The organism is Herbaspirillum lusitanum (genome assembly GCF_026127345.1).
In the GTDB taxonomy this organism is placed as follows: Bacteria; Pseudomonadota; Gammaproteobacteria; order Burkholderiales; family Burkholderiaceae_D; genus Herbaspirillum; species Herbaspirillum lusitanum.
On sequence record NZ_QXFG01000018.1, the window covers coordinates 51,468 to 65,277 of the forward strand.

The following is a 13,810-nucleotide window of genomic DNA, read 5'->3' on the forward strand; positions in this document are numbered from 1 at the left end:
CGAGGCGGTCCGGTCGGAGAATCGAGACGTTCAGATGTCAGCGTGGCGGCGCGCGCGAGGAAAAGTGACAGACGGCCGGCGCATCCCAGGAGGCGAAGGCTTGCCACAGCGCCAGCACTTGCGCGCCGGGAATCAGCGGAGGAGAAAAGAAGCCGACGTGGATGCCGGCCGCACCGGCGGCGGCATCGTATTCGGCGCAGGAATGGTGCTGCTTTTCATGGGCGGCGTGATGCTTGCCGTCGGCAGGATGGACGGCGTCGGCGTCGAGGTAGTTGAACAACGCGGCATGGAAGGAAGCAACCGAGGAAGCAGCCGTGGACGCAGCCGGCGACACCTGCGTTTGCTCAGGCCAGCCCGCGTGAGCGATGCCGTGCAGCAGGCCGAGCCACTGCGAGAACAGCAGCATCGACGCCAATGCCAGCGCCAAACCCATGCGGCCGCTGCGCCTGCGCCGGACAAGCGTGCCGGCGTCGGCAGAACGGGCAATACGCAGCAATGTGGTGATGGCGACGGCCATGGTGTGCAGGTGATTCAGCGGTGGTTCGACAAGAACCGGCGACCGGCATGCCGGAGAGCGCGAATTATAGCACTCAATTGCAACACTGTTGCATTAACGAATGCGCCACCCGTCACACGATCACGCAGCGGTGCGACCGGGGAAACGCCGGAAGTCGGGAAATGCTGCGGAAGAATATCGCACGCAAATACGGCGAGAACGTGATGACGGGCTACCGCGCCGTCGGGACTGGAAGGACGAAAGGAGGAAGAAAGGAAGGAAGGCGTACAAACAAAAGCAATGGCGCCGACTCGCGACGCCATTGCTTGTGATCACAGCAAGAACTCAGTCGCCGTAGAGCTTTTGCTTGAGTTCGCGGCGTTGTTGCGCTTCCAGCGACAGGGTCGCGGTAGGACGCGCCAACAGACGCGGAATGCCGATCGGTTCGCCGGTTTCTTCGCACCAGCCGTATTCGCCGCTGTCGATGGAAACGATGGATTGCTGCACCTTCTTGAGCAGCTTGCGCTCGCGGTCGCGGGTGCGCAATTCCAGCGCGTGTTCTTCTTCGATCGTGGCGCGGTCGGCAGGATCAGGCACCAGCACGGTTTCGCGCAGATGCTCGGTGGTCTCGCCGGCATTCTTGAGCAGATCTCGTTCCAGCTGTTGCAAACGGGCCTTGAAGAAAGCAAGTTGCGCTTCGTTCATGTAGTCCTTCTCACCCATCTTGAGGATTTGTTCCTCGGTGAGCAAGGTTTGCGTATCAGGGGTAGTTTTGGGAGTTTTAGTTGCCACTTCGCTTACTTTCAATACTACGGGTTTTTCAATTTTATCCTTTAATCCGGCGCTTGCAACCTGCTTTGCTGCCTTGCCGCTGCTGGCTTTGCTGCCGCCAGCCTGACCGGATTTGGTCGCTTTTGAATCCACTTCCCTTGCTGCCGGTGTTGCCGCTGTTGCAGGCGCTTTTTGAGACGCCGCTCCGACTGCCTTGCCGACGCCCTTCCCTGTGCCCGGCCCGGCGGTCGCTGCTACCGTTTTTTTAACGGTCAGGGATTTTACTACAACAACATTGGCTGCCGATGAAGTTGTTGCCTTCTTCGGCGCCGCCTTGCCGGCCTTGGGCTGCGCGGCCGGTGCAGTCTTCACTGCAGCAGTTTTGCGGGCTGGCGTCGCCGCCCGGCTGGCCGGTTTCGGCTTCAGTTTTTCAGATGCCGCCGTTGGCGTTTTGACCGCTGCGGCAGTCGCGCCAGCCTTCTTGACTGCACTTTTGGCCGCGACGACTTTGGAACTGTCTTTCTTTGCGATGGCGCCCATGATTCCTTCCCCCGAGACTTCCGGTTATCTGGTCAATCGACGATCGTGCCTGGCTCACGCCATGACACGCAGATGGGGAAGCGTGTCATCCGGCACGCAAATCCAATACAGTGTATACCAGAACTTGGCGCATAAATAGCACTTCGCGCACTGCCGTGCGCCCGTCCGCGCCTGCCTGCATCCGCCCGGGGCCTGCCCGGCGCGGTCAGGCCGGATGTGCGGCGCCGCATACCGGGCAAGCCGGGTTGCGCGCCAGCCGGATGGTGGTCCACTCCATGTTGCGGGCGTCGAGAATCTGCAGCCGGCCGGCCAGCGATTCGCCGATCCCGGCCGTCAACTTGAGCGCTTCAGCCGCCTGCATCGTGCCGATAATGCCCACCAGCGGCGAAAACACGCCCATGGTCGAGCATTGCACCTCGTCGAATTTCTGGTCGGGTGGAAACAGGCAGGCGTAGCATGGCGCCGTCCCCGAACGCGGATCGAAAACGCTGACCTGGCCGTCGAAACGTATCGCCGCACCCGACACCAGCGGCACCTTGTGGGTCACGCAGGCGCGGTTGACGGCGTGACGGGTGTCGAAATTGTCGCTGCAGTCGAGCACCACCGTGGCGCTGCGCACCAGTTCGCCAAGACGCGCGTCGCTGACGCGCTCGGCCAGCGCGACGATGTCGATGTCGGGATTGATCTCTTCCAACGCCTGCTGCCCCGACTGCACCTTGAGCTGCCCCACGCGACCGGTGGTGTGCATGATCTGGCGCTGCAGATTGGTCAGGTCGACGGTGTCGTCGTCCACCAGCGTGATCCTGCCCATGCCGGCCGAGGCCAGATACATGGCTGCCGGCGACCCCAGCCCGCCGGCGCCGATGATCAGCGCATGGCCGGCCAGCAGCTTTTCCTGTCCGGCAATGTCGATCTCGTCGAGGAGAATGTGGCGCGAGTAGCGCAGCAGTTGCTGGTCGTTCATGGCGTGGCGGAGCGGTGGATATGCGGTGAGTGGCAGCAAATGAAAAGAGGGCTGCAAACACGCAGCCCTCTTAATGTAACGCAATTTACGATCTTATTTTTTCTCGATCTTTTCCGGTGGCGCCTTGTTGTCCTTGCGGATGTCCTTGACCGGCTTGTCGTCCTTGCTGGACTCGTCGCGGATTTCAGGCTTGACCTTGGACACCTGGACCGGCTGGCCCTTCAGGTGATTGAGCGCCTGCGCCAGCTGGAAGTCTTCCTTGCTGCCGAACTCGAGCGGCTTGCGTTTCTTTTCCAGCGCGATCAGGCGCTCTTCTTCCTTCTCGTCGACCGTGGATGCCTTCACTTCCTTGGCGTCCTTGTCCTTGTCGTTGGTCAGGTGCTTGGTCAGGTCTGCTTCACGCAAGCGCAGGCCGTTGAGGCCGTCGCCGTCGGCGTATTCATCCACCATGATGTCCGGCACGATGCCGCGCGCCTGGATCGAGCGGCCGTTCGGCGTGTAGTAGCGCGCCGTGGTCAGCTTGACTGCCGTCAGCTTGTCCGGCGGCAGCGAGATCACCGACTGCACCGAGCCCTTGCCGAACGACTGCGTACCCATGATGGTGGCGCGCTTGTAATCCTGCAGCGCGCCGGCGACGATTTCGGAAGCCGAAGCCGAACCGGAGTTGATCAGCACCACCAGCGGCACCTTCTTGATCGCGTCAGGCAACTTGGACAGCGGATCGTTGAGCGGGTTGGCGGCGTAGAATTCGCGCTTGGCCAGGAAGCTCGATTTGGAAGTCGGCAGTTGACCATTGGTGGTCACCACCACGGCATCCTTGGGCAGGAACGTCGCCGACACGCCGATCGCACCCGGCAACACGCCGCCCGGATCGTTGCGCAGGTCGAGCACCAGGCCCTTGAGGTTCGGCTCCTGGGCGTAGATCGCCAGGATCTTCTTGGTCATGTCGTCGACCGTCGGTTCCTGGAATTGCGTCACGCGCAGCCAGGCGTAGCCGGGTTCGACCACTTTCGACTTGACGCTTTGCACACGGATTTCCTGGCGGGTGATGCTCAGGATGATCGGCTTGTCCTCGTCCTTACGGGCGATCGTCAGCGTGATCTTGGTGTTCGGTTCGCCGCGCATCTTCTTGACGGCTTCATCGAGCGTCAGGCCCTTGACAGGCGTCGCGTCGAGACGGGTAATCAGGTCGCCCGCCTTGATGCCGGCGCGGTAGGCCGGCGAATCTTCGATCGGCGAGATCACCTTGACGTAGCCGTCTTCCATGCCGACTTCGATGCCGAGGCCGACGAACTTGCCCATGGTGCCTTCGCGCAGCTCCTTGTAGGCCTTCTTGTCGAGATAGGCGGAATGCGGGTCGAGCGAGGCAACCATGCCGGAAATTGCTTCGGTGAGCAGCTTCTTGTCTTCTACCGGCTCAACGTAATCGGACTTGATCAGACCGAACACGTCGGTCAGTTGCCGCAACTCCTCCAACGGCAACGGCGCCGTCGCATTCTTTTGCGCGATGGCGTCGAATTGCATCGAAGCCGCCACGCCCGCAATCATGCCCAAACTGATAAGTCCAACGTTCTTGAGTTTGCTGCCCATTTTTCACCTAGTAGTTACCCAGCCCAGTGGGTCGAAAGCGCGGCCCTGATGCCGCATTTCAAAGTATAAACCCGATTGCTCATTGCCGCCGCTATTGCCTGCGCTGGCGATGACATCCCCGGTTTTGACGAGATCCCCTGCCCGCTTCAGAACGGACTGATTATTGCCATAAATCGTCATGTACTGGTTGCCGTGGTCGACGATCAGAAGATTGCCAAAACCGCGCAGCCAGTCTGCGTACACCACCCGCCCAGCCGCCACTGCCTTGACTTCCGAGCCTTCCGGCGCGCGGATGAACAGGCCCTTCCAGCTCGGTCCGTCGCCGCGCTTGCCGCCGAATTTGGCGATCAGGTCGCCGCGCACTGGCAGGCGCAGCTGGCCGCGCAGGCTGGCGAAAGGTTTACCGAAATTTTCTTCCGGCGACGGCGTGGCTTCGTTGCGGCCCAGCGATTGCGGCGCTTCATCGTCGTCGATGGTGTCCGACGGCGCCGGCTTGACCTTGGTTCCCGGCGCGGCCCTGGCTTGCTGGGCGGCCGCAGCTGCGCGCCGTTCGTGTTCGGCTTTAGCTTTGGCCAATTGTTCCTGCCGCCGCTTTTCACGCGCCGCGGCTTCGGCCTTCTTCTGGTCTTCGATCAGCTGCGCCAGCTTGTCGACCAGGCCGGACAGGCGCTGCTCGTCGCGCTGCAGGTTGCCGACTTCCTTGCGCTGCGTGTTCAGCTTGGTCGACAGTTGCGCCAGCAATGTGCCGCGCTTGGCCTTTTCCTTCTCCAGCAGCTTCTTTTGCTCGTTCTCTTCCTGGGCGATTTCTTCCAGTTCGAACTTGGCGTTCTGGGTCGCAGCCTTGTTGTCCTTGATGGCCTGCAGGTTCACGCGCAACGTTTCGATCAGTTTCGCCTGCGCCTGCGATACGTAGCCCATGTATTGCAGCTCGCGGTTGATGCGATTGGGATTGTCGCCGGACAGCAGCAGCTTGATGCGATCCTCGTTGCCGGCCACGTACTGGTCGCGCAGCAGTTTCGACAATTGCGCCTGCTGGCTGTTGACCACGCCGGACAGCTCGGCCTGCTGCTTCACCAGCACGTTGAGCTTGGCTTCGGTGCCGGCCTGCTCCTGGCTCAGTTCGCGCAGCGAGCGGTTGGCCTTGGAGATCGCCTGCTCCGACTCGGCCAGCGCATCGGCGGCGTTGCCCTTGGCGGTCTCGGTCTTGTCGATGTCGCGCTTGAGATTGGCCAGTTTTTGCTGCAGGTCGGCGCGCTCTTTCTCAGCCGCCTGCTTTTGTTTGGCGCGTTCGGTGACTTGGGCGCCGACCGGCGACGGCAAACACAACGCTGCGGCCAATGCCGCAGCGCCGAGAGCCGCCGGTCTGCCGGCGCGCCAGTGCCGCAATGCCGTCCTCAGCACATTCGTCATGCAAAAAAGCTTAGTTATTTCGTTTTCCCTTGATTTGCCACGGCCTTGAGCGCCGCGTCGATGGCCGACTGGTCGCCCAGATAGTAACTCTTGATCGGCTTGAGGTCGGCATCCAGTTCATACACCAGCGGCTGGCCGTTGGGGATGTTGAGGCCGACGATGTCGTTGTCGCTGATGCCGTCAAGGTACTTGATCAATGCGCGCAGGCTGTTGCCGTGGGCCGAGATGATGATCTTCTTGCCGGCACGGATGGCCGGTGCAATGGTGTCGTTCCAGGCCGGCAGCACGCGCGCGACGGTGTCCTTGAGGCATTCGGTCAGCGGGATGTCTTCGCGCTTGAGGCTGGCATAACGCGGGTCGTTGTAGGACGCGCGCGGGTCAGTCGGCTCCAGCGGCAGCGGCGGCGTGTCGTAGCTGCGGCGCCAGACCAGCACCTGCTCATCGCCGTACTGGGCGGCGGTTTCCGCCTTGTTCAGCCCTTGCAGCGCGCCGTAGTGGCGTTCGTTGAGACGCCAGTCGTGCTGCACCGGCAGATACATCAGGTCCATTTCGTCGAGCGTGGTCCACAGCGTGCGAATGGCGCGCTTCAACACCGAGGTATAGGCCAGGTCGAAGGTGAAACCGGCTTCCTTCAACAGCTTGCCGGCCTGCCTGGCTTCGGCCACGCCTTTTTCGGTCAGGTCGACGTCAACCCAGCCGGTGAAACGGTTGGCGAGGTTCCAGGTCGACTCGCCGTGGCGCATGAAAACGATTTTGTACATAGTGTGGATTCGTGAGAAATGGGAGGGATGAGAAAATAGCAAAGGAAGAATCAAATAGCGTGTCAGCTTCTATTTTATAATGCCGGGATTCAGTAAACCCATTGAGATCCCGTGAAATTCATCGTAGACAATATTTTCCTGATCGGCCTGGTCATCATTTCTGGTGGCGCGCTGCTGATTCCCTTCCTGCAACAGCGCGGCAGCAAGCTGACGTTGCTGCAAGCCACTCAACTGATCAATACCGGCAAGACCCTGGTCCTGGACGTGCGCGACGTGGAGCAATTCAACGCCGCCCACCTCCGCGACGCCCGCAACATCCCGCTCAAGGACTTGTCGCAACGCGTCGCCGAACTCGACAAGTTCAAGGGCAAGAACGTCATCGTGGTGTGCCAGTCCGGCACGCAGACCGCCAAGGCCGAGGGCATCCTCAAGAAGGCCGGCTTCACCGAAGTGCACGGCTTGACCGGCGGCATCGCGGCCTGGCAGGCGCAAGGCTTGCCGACCGCCAGCCAGAAGGCGGCAAAATGACAGCGCGCGTCCTCATGTACAGCACCGGCGTGTGCCCCTATTGCATGATGGCCGAGCGCCTGCTCAAGAGCAAGGGCGTCGAGGACATCGAAAAGATCCGCATCGACCTCGATCCGCAGCAGAAGGACATCATGATGGAGAAGACCGGTCGCCGCACGGTGCCGCAGATCTACATCGGCGACACCCACGTCGGCGGCTTCGACGACCTCAGCGCACTGGACCGCGCCGGCGGTCTCGACCCGCTGCTGCAGGGCTGATCCGTTCGAACTGATCCATTCGCATTTTTACCATTCGCATTAATCCAACCTGAAACGAGAGCATTCCATGGCGGAAGAGAACCAACAAGCTGAACAGCAACCCGTATTCCAGATCCAGCGCGTCTACCTGAAAGACCTGTCGCTGGAGCAACCGAACTCCCCGGCGATCTTCCTGGAACAGGATGCGCCTGCGATCGAAGTGGCGGTCGACGTCGGCGCCGAAGCGCTGGCCGACGGCATCTTCGAATCCACCGTCACCATCACCGTGACCGCCAAGGTCAAGGACAAGGTCGCGTTCCTGGTCGAAGGCAAGCAAGCCGGCATCTTCGAAGTGCGCAACATTCCTGCCGAGCAACTGGATCCGCTGCTGGGCATCGGTTGCCCGAACATCATCTATCCTTACCTGCGCGCCAACATCGCCGATGTGATCACCCGCGCCGGTTTCCCGCCGATCCACCTGGCAGAAATCAATTTCGAAGTGTTCTACCAGCAACGCCTGCAGGCGCTGGCCGAACAACAGACCGACGGCACGCTGGTCAACGGCACCACCACCGTCAACTGATCTCGCTTCATCCGCCGCTCGCCGTTCCGTTCCACGCGGAGCGCGCTGCGGCCGGCGTTTTACCAGCGTTTTACCGTTGTACCCTGCTATTCCGATGCCGTGCGCGGCGACCATCCGCGCCATGCACGGCCTCAACCTCTCCAGCGGAGCAAGTCCATGAAATTTTCCCCTCGCGCCTCTCTCATCCTTTCCACCCTGATCCTCGGCTCGGCCGCGGTAGCGCCCGCCTTTGCGCTCGACTTCAAGTCGGTCGGCGCCGCGCCGGCCGTGCTGTATGACGCCCCATCCGAAAAAGGTCGCCGCGTCTTCGTGGCGCCGCGCGGCATGCCGGTAGAAGTCGTGCTGACCTACGGCGAGTGGAGCAAGGTGCGCGATGCGGCCGGCACGCTGTCCTGGGTCATGTCCAAATCGCTGACGACCAAGCGCAACGTCGTGGTCAGCGTCGCCAACGCCAAGGTCCATGCGGCAGCCGACGACAACAGCGCCACCGTATTCAGCGCCGACAAGAACGTCTTGCTGGAGCTGACCGACGCCACGCCGGTGTCCGGCGGCTGGATCAAGGTCAAGCACCGCGACGGCCAGAGCGGCTTCGTCAAGGCATCCGAGGTCTGGGGCGATTAAGCCCGGGCAACGGGCGCATACTCTCCCCATTCCGGCCTCTACAAGCGAATCTTCATGAATATTTCCATACTCGGCGCCGGCGCCTGGGGCACTGCGCTGGCCATCGTGCTGGCGCAGCGGCATCAGGTCGTGCTGTGGGGCCGCAATGGCCCGGCCATGCAGGAAGCGTCCCTGCAACGCGAAAACATGGCTTACCTGCGCGGCTTCCATCTGCCGGAGTCGCTCATCGTCACCGGCGATTTTGCGAGGACGGTTGAACACGTCACCGCCAACCCCGACAATCTGCTGATCGTGGCCTCGTCGGTATCCGGCCTGCGCGCTTTGGCGGAAACGCTGCGCGATCATCCGATCGCCAACATCGTCTGGCTGTGCAAGGGACTGGAAGAACAAACCCGGCTGCTGCCGCATCAGATCGTGCGCGAAGTGCTGGGCGACAAGATTCCGGCCGGCGCGCTGTCGGGCCCGTCCTTCGCCCAGGAAGTAGCGCGCGGCCTGCCCTGCGCCCTGACCATCGCCAGCCATGACAAGGCCCTGTGCGAGCGCGTGGTCAGCGCGGTGCACGGCGGCAACCTGCGCGTCTATTCGAGCGACGATCTGATCGGCGTGGAAATCGGCGGCGCCGTGAAGAACATCCTGGCCATCGCCACCGGTGCGGCCGACGGCCTGCAACTGGGATTGAACGCGCGCGCAGCGCTGATCACGCGCGGCCTGGCGGAAATCAGCCGGCTCGGCATTGCGCTGGGCGGCCGCGCCGAGACCTTCATGGGCTTGTCCGGCGTCGGTGATTTGATCCTGACCTGCACGGGCGACCTGTCGCGCAACCGCCGTGTCGGCCTCGGCCTGGCCCAAGGCAAGAAACTCGACGCCATCGTCACCGAACTCGGCCACGTCGCCGAAGGCGTGCGCTGCGCGCAGGCGGTACGCTCGCTGGCGCAGGAGCTGGACATCGACATGCCGATCACCAATGCGGTGGCCGGGGCCTTGTTCGATGGCGTTTCAGTACAGGAAATGGTGGCGCAGCTGCTGTCGCGCGATCCGCGCGAAGAGAATTGAACAAGAAAATTGACGCCGGGCAAAACCGCCGGCCGATAAAAAACGGGACTGGCGCCTGGCGCTCAGTCCCGCTGCTGCAACCCTGAAAACTTAGCGAGCGACGATGTCGCTTTCCATTTTGGGGCGCTTGAAACGCTTGGGCGACTCACCCTCGACGATGTCGTCGATCTGCTTCGGCAGCTTGTCGTAGACCGAGCAATCGTCTTCACGCTCTTTCGCGCGGAACGATTTTCCTGCCTTGCTGAAACGACCTTCCTTGGCCGACAGTACATATTGATGAGCGACGCCGCTCTTGGCATTCTTGACTGCGATATTGCGTTCAATTGCTTGCATGACCCTGTCCTTACACGTCTTCTGACGTTCCCGTTCGTGGCGTTCTGCGACGACAAACACCTTTCGGCGCCATCGCAGTTGCGCGTTTTTGGCGCGCTGTAAGTCAACTAACGCACCAAATTCGATTTGGAATACGCAAAATCCGAATTTTTGTCAGGGAGTAGCAAGAAAAAACAAAACGCCGCCATGTTTGCGGCACCGCAGCAAAATGCAAACTCCAGTCTTTACAAGGCTTTACAGCATTTTTCTCGACCGAAATTTGAAGAACATACGCAGTAGCAGCAGACCCGTAACAATTGTTGCAAAAAGTATCGGCTGGGCCAGCAGGTTCTTGCCCGCCTTCATCCACCAGAAGTGCAAAATGCCCAGCGGCAAGATCAGGTACATCAGCCGGTGCAGCCACAGCCAGCGTTTGGCGCCGAGCCGGCGCACCATGGCATTGGTGCTGGTGGCCGCCAGCGGGATCAGCAGCACGAAGGCAATGAAGCCGACCGTGATGAACGGCCGCTTGATGACGTCGCGCCACATTTCTTCCACGTCGAAGAAATGGTCGAACCAGAAAAACGTCATGAAGTGCAGCACCACGTAAAAGAATGAAAACAATCCCAGCATGCGGCGCAGCCGGATCAGCCAGTTCCAGCCGGTCAGGCGCCGCAGCGGCGTGACCGCCAGCGTGATGCACAGGAAATACAGTGTCCAGTCGCCGGTGTTGCGCGTGATGAATTCGATCGGGTTGGCGCCGAGGCGGTCGAGGAAGCCGAAGGCGATCAGCCGCACGAACGGCAACAGCGCCAGCACGAACAGCACGCCCTTGAGGATGCCGACCTGGCGCGGCTTGAGGTTGCGCAGTGCATTCATGGGCGCGCTCAAAAGAATTTCTTCAGATCCATGCCCGCATACAGCGGCGCGACTTCGTTATAGCCGTTGAACATCAGCGTCTTGCGCTTGCGGGCCAGGAAACCGTCTTCGCCGATGCGGCGCTCCGAGGCCTGCGACCAGCGCGGATGGTCGACATTGGGATTGACGTTGGAATAGAAGCCGTATTCGTGCGGCGCCGATACGTTCCATGCGGTCTTGGGCTGTTCCTTGAGGAAACGGATCTTGACGATGGACTTGGCCGACTTGAAACCGTATTTCCACGGCACCACCACGCGCACCGGCGCGCCGTTCTGATTCGGCAGCACTTCGCCGTACATGCCCACCGTCAGCAGCGTCAGCGGATGACTGGCTTCGTCCAGGCGCAGGCCTTCGGTGTAAGGCCATTGCAGCACGCGCTCGTAGACGCCGGGCATCTGCTTCTTGTCGTCGAGGGTGACGAATTCGATGTACTTGGCGTTGCCGGTGGGTTCGGCCTTTTTGATCAGTTCGGACAACGAATAGCCGATCCACGGAATCACCATCGACCAGCCCTCGACGCAGCGCAGGCGGTAGATACGCTCTTCCAGCGGCGCCAGCTTGAGCAGCGCATCGATGTCGAGCGTCAGCGGCTTTTTCACCTCGCCTTCGATGGCGATGGTCCACGGCCGCGTCTTCAGCGTGCCGGCGTTTTGCGCCGGATCACCCTTGTCGGTGCCGAATTCATAGAAATTGTTGTAAGTGCTGGCGTCCTTGAAGCTGGTCTGCTTGTCCATCACGACATAGGCGGAGTTGGCCTTGGCGGTCAGCTTCTGCGCCCCGGGCGTCTGCGCCAGGGCGGGTTGCGTCATGGTTTCCAGCAAGGCGCCGCCGGCGATCGAGCCGACCGCGACGTGGCGCATGAAATCGCGACGCGATTCGAACAACGCGCGCGGCGTGATCTCGGAAGGCAGCGGAACGTCGATATTGCGGAGCTGGCGCTTGATGAACATGGAATCTCCTGTGGCGGACAATGGCGGTCACTGACGACCATTGGTCGCGTTGATCCGCATCATCTTACAGAAGTTCGCCGATTTGATTGTGCCGAAGAGGAGCAGGTCAGGAGAGATTGGCGGCCGGCGCCAGGCGGCCCGGCAATTCCGCCAGTTCGCGGATCACGTGTACGCCGTCGGGCAGCGTCAGCACATGGTCTTCCGACTGTAGCGCAAACACCGTCATGCCCGCCGCCAGGCCGGCCTTGACGCCGGGCAGACTGTCTTCGACCACGGCGCAGCGCGCCGGCGCGACGCCCATTGCGGCTGCGGCATGCAGGAACAAAGCCGGATCCGGCTTCCATTTCCGGACGTCGTAAGCGCTGTAGATGCGGCCCTCGAAATACGGCAGCATGCCGGTCACGCGCAGGCACAGCTCGATCTTGTCACGCGGCGCATTGGACGCCAGGCAAAACGGCACGGCCAGCGACTGCACCAGCTCGAGCGCGCCGGCGATCGGCTGCAGGCGGGCGCGGAACATGATCGCCATGAGATCGCGCAACTCGGTCACGAAGCTGGCCGGCAAGGGACTGCCGGCGAGGCGTTCGATCTCGGCCACGCAGTCGGCCATGTTGACGCCCTTGAATTTCTCCAGCGCCTCGACCGCGGTAATGCTGACGCCGAAGCGCGCGCTGTGCTCGACCCAGGCGTCGGCAGCGACGATTTCACTGTCGACCAGAGTGCCGTCGCAGTCGAACAGGATCAGGTCAATGCCGGGCAGCGCTGTTGTCATGGTGCGGTTCGCTTACAGTTCGCCGTAGGAATGCAGGCCGGACAGGAACATGTTCACGCCGAGGAAAGCAAAGGTCGTGACCAGCAGTCCCACCAGCGCCCACCAGGCCGCAACCTGGCCGCGCAGGCCCTTCATCAGACGCATGTGCAGCCACGCCGCGTAGTTGAGCCAGACGATCAGCGCCCAGGTTTCCTTCGGATCCCAGGACCAATAGCCGCCCCAGGCTTCGGCCGCCCACAGCGCGCCGAGGATGGTGGCGATGGTGAAGAAGGCGAAACCGACCGCGATGGCCTTGTACATGACGTCGTCGAGCACTTCCAGCGACGGCAGGCGGTCTTCCAGGTAGCCCTTGGACTTGAGCAGGTAGGCCACCGCCACCATCGCCGCCAGCGCGAAGGTGCCGTAGCCGATGAAGTTGGCCGGCACGTGGATCTTCATCCACCAGCTTTGCAGCGCCGGCACCAGCGGCTGGATCTCGGCGGCGTCGCGCGAGACCGTGTACCACAGCAGGAAACCGACCGCCGCCGAAATCACCAGCAGCACGAAGGCGCCGAGCTGACGGGTGGCATAGCGCTCTTCGTAATACAGGTAGAACAGCGCGGTGATCATGCAGAACAGGATGAACACTTCATACAGATTGGAAATCGGAATGTGGCCGATATCCGGGCCGATCAGATAGGACTCGTACCAGCGCACCAGCATGCCGGTAAAGCCCAGCACCACCGCCGCCCAGCACAGTTTGGAGCCGAGCGCGGCGCCGGTGCCGGAGCGCGCCACCAGGCCGACCCAGTAGAACAGCGTGGACAACACGAACAGTGCGCTCATCCACAGGATGGCCGACTGGCTCGAAAGCAGGTATTTGAGGAAGAATTTCTTGTCGGCCATGTCCAGCGCGCCGCCGTACATGGCGATTGCAGACAGCGCCAGCACCGCCAGCAAGGCCATCAGCCAGCGCACCGATTTCCAGTGCCAGCCGAGCCAGGCGAAGGTCGGCGCCGCCAGCAGCAGGACGGCCTTTTCGTAGTAATCCATGTGGCCGCCGTAGCGGCTCAGCGCAAACAGCGACGCCGCCACCAACGCGGCCGCGTAAATCCAGTCAAGCACGCTGAGGCGCTTGAAAAAGCCGATATCCTGCAACTCGGCGCGGGCGTGGGTTTGGCTCAATTCCATTACGATCTCCAGTTCAATCCTGGGGCCGCCGCGCATCGTCGCGGCATCAGGCCCTGCGACATCCTACCCGTCTAGCGTGCGGGAGATATGTCGTTGCGGGCATAAGCGATAAACGCCCATGCCCATATTATGTCC

General features: G+C 61.7%; 16 protein-coding genes. 5 read left to right on the top strand and 11 right to left on the bottom strand.

Translation table 11 applies throughout. The annotated features are described in order from the left end of the window. Positions 1-37 precede the first annotated feature (37 nt). The 6 genes from DXT88_RS21960 to gpmA all read right to left on the bottom strand — a co-directional run bounded on the left by DXT88_RS21960 (position 38) and on the right by gpmA (position 6,532). Entirely contained in the window at positions 38-517 is a 480-nt protein-coding gene (locus DXT88_RS21960; RefSeq protein ID WP_265216037.1) for a hypothetical protein, read from the bottom strand. A gap of 324 nt (positions 518-841) precedes the next feature. Continuing rightward, on the bottom strand, positions 842-1,246 hold the full coding sequence (gene dksA / locus DXT88_RS23435; RefSeq protein WP_016835981.1) for an RNA polymerase-binding protein DksA: 405 nt from the start codon (positions 1,244-1,246) through the stop codon (positions 842-844). A 766-nt stretch (positions 1,247-2,012) separates the two neighbouring features. Beyond that, positions 2,013-2,771, bottom strand: a complete 759-nt coding sequence (locus DXT88_RS21970; RefSeq protein ID WP_265216039.1) for a HesA/MoeB/ThiF family protein — start codon at positions 2,769-2,771, stop codon at positions 2,013-2,015. Between the two features lie 93 nt (positions 2,772-2,864). Then, complete coding sequence (locus tag DXT88_RS21975; RefSeq protein ID WP_265216040.1) at positions 2,865-4,361, bottom strand: S41 family peptidase; 1,497 nt, start codon at positions 4,359-4,361, stop codon at positions 2,865-2,867. 3 nt (positions 4,362-4,364) lie between these two features. Further along, positions 4,365-5,771 carry a murein hydrolase activator EnvC family protein gene (locus DXT88_RS21980; RefSeq protein ID WP_265216041.1) on the bottom strand — a complete coding sequence of 469 codons (1,407 nt, stop codon included), beginning with the start codon at positions 5,769-5,771 and terminating at the stop codon, positions 4,365-4,367. A 14-nt stretch (positions 5,772-5,785) separates the two neighbouring features. Continuing rightward, positions 5,786-6,532, bottom strand: a complete 747-nt coding sequence (gpmA, locus tag DXT88_RS21985) for a 2,3-diphosphoglycerate-dependent phosphoglycerate mutase (protein WP_016835990.1) — start codon at positions 6,530-6,532, stop codon at positions 5,786-5,788. Between the two features lie 111 nt (positions 6,533-6,643). On the opposite strand from gpmA, the gene DXT88_RS21990 reads away from it, so the two are divergent. From DXT88_RS21990 to DXT88_RS22010, 5 genes are all read left to right on the top strand, one after another. Then, on the top strand, positions 6,644-7,060 hold the full coding sequence (locus DXT88_RS21990; protein ID WP_265216042.1) for a rhodanese-like domain-containing protein: 417 nt from the start codon (positions 6,644-6,646) through the stop codon (positions 7,058-7,060). Continuing rightward, positions 7,057-7,317, top strand: a complete 261-nt coding sequence (gene grxC, locus DXT88_RS21995; RefSeq protein WP_016835992.1) for a glutaredoxin 3 — start codon at positions 7,057-7,059, stop codon at positions 7,315-7,317. Before DXT88_RS21990 ends, grxC begins: the two co-directional genes overlap by 4 nt. Before the next feature lie 67 nt (positions 7,318-7,384). Next, positions 7,385-7,879, top strand: coding sequence for a protein-export chaperone SecB (secB, locus tag DXT88_RS22000; protein ID WP_053200800.1), 495 nt, complete (start codon positions 7,385-7,387; stop codon positions 7,877-7,879). A 156-nt stretch (positions 7,880-8,035) separates the two neighbouring features. After that, positions 8,036-8,500, top strand: a complete 465-nt coding sequence (locus tag DXT88_RS22005; protein WP_265216043.1) for an SH3 domain-containing protein — start codon at positions 8,036-8,038, stop codon at positions 8,498-8,500. Between the two features lie 54 nt (positions 8,501-8,554). Beyond that, the gene (locus tag DXT88_RS22010; protein WP_265216044.1) at positions 8,555-9,553 is read left to right on the top strand and encodes an NAD(P)H-dependent glycerol-3-phosphate dehydrogenase; all 999 of its coding nucleotides are present in this window, start codon (positions 8,555-8,557) and stop codon (positions 9,551-9,553) included. A 90-nt stretch (positions 9,554-9,643) separates the two neighbouring features. Here the strand turns inward: DXT88_RS22010 and DXT88_RS22015 are convergent, their stop codons facing one another. The 5 genes from DXT88_RS22015 to ccsB form a co-directional block, all read right to left on the bottom strand. Continuing rightward, a complete protein-coding gene (locus tag DXT88_RS22015) occupies positions 9,644-9,886 on the bottom strand; it encodes a hypothetical protein (protein ID WP_016835995.1) in 243 nt (80 codons plus the stop codon). A gap of 234 nt (positions 9,887-10,120) precedes the next feature. After that, entirely contained in the window at positions 10,121-10,744 is a 624-nt protein-coding gene (locus DXT88_RS22020) for a protein-methionine-sulfoxide reductase heme-binding subunit MsrQ (RefSeq protein WP_265216045.1), read from the bottom strand. A gap of 8 nt (positions 10,745-10,752) precedes the next feature. Further along, complete coding sequence (msrP, locus tag DXT88_RS22025; RefSeq protein ID WP_265216046.1) at positions 10,753-11,733, bottom strand: protein-methionine-sulfoxide reductase catalytic subunit MsrP; 981 nt, start codon at positions 11,731-11,733, stop codon at positions 10,753-10,755. A 106-nt stretch (positions 11,734-11,839) separates the two neighbouring features. Next, the gene (locus tag DXT88_RS22030; RefSeq protein ID WP_265216047.1) at positions 11,840-12,505 is read right to left on the bottom strand and encodes an HAD-IA family hydrolase; all 666 of its coding nucleotides are present in this window, start codon (positions 12,503-12,505) and stop codon (positions 11,840-11,842) included. A 12-nt stretch (positions 12,506-12,517) separates the two neighbouring features. Continuing rightward, entirely contained in the window at positions 12,518-13,675 is a 1,158-nt protein-coding gene (gene ccsB, locus DXT88_RS22035; protein WP_029363876.1) for a c-type cytochrome biogenesis protein CcsB, read from the bottom strand. Between the last annotated feature and the right edge of the window lie 135 nt (positions 13,676-13,810).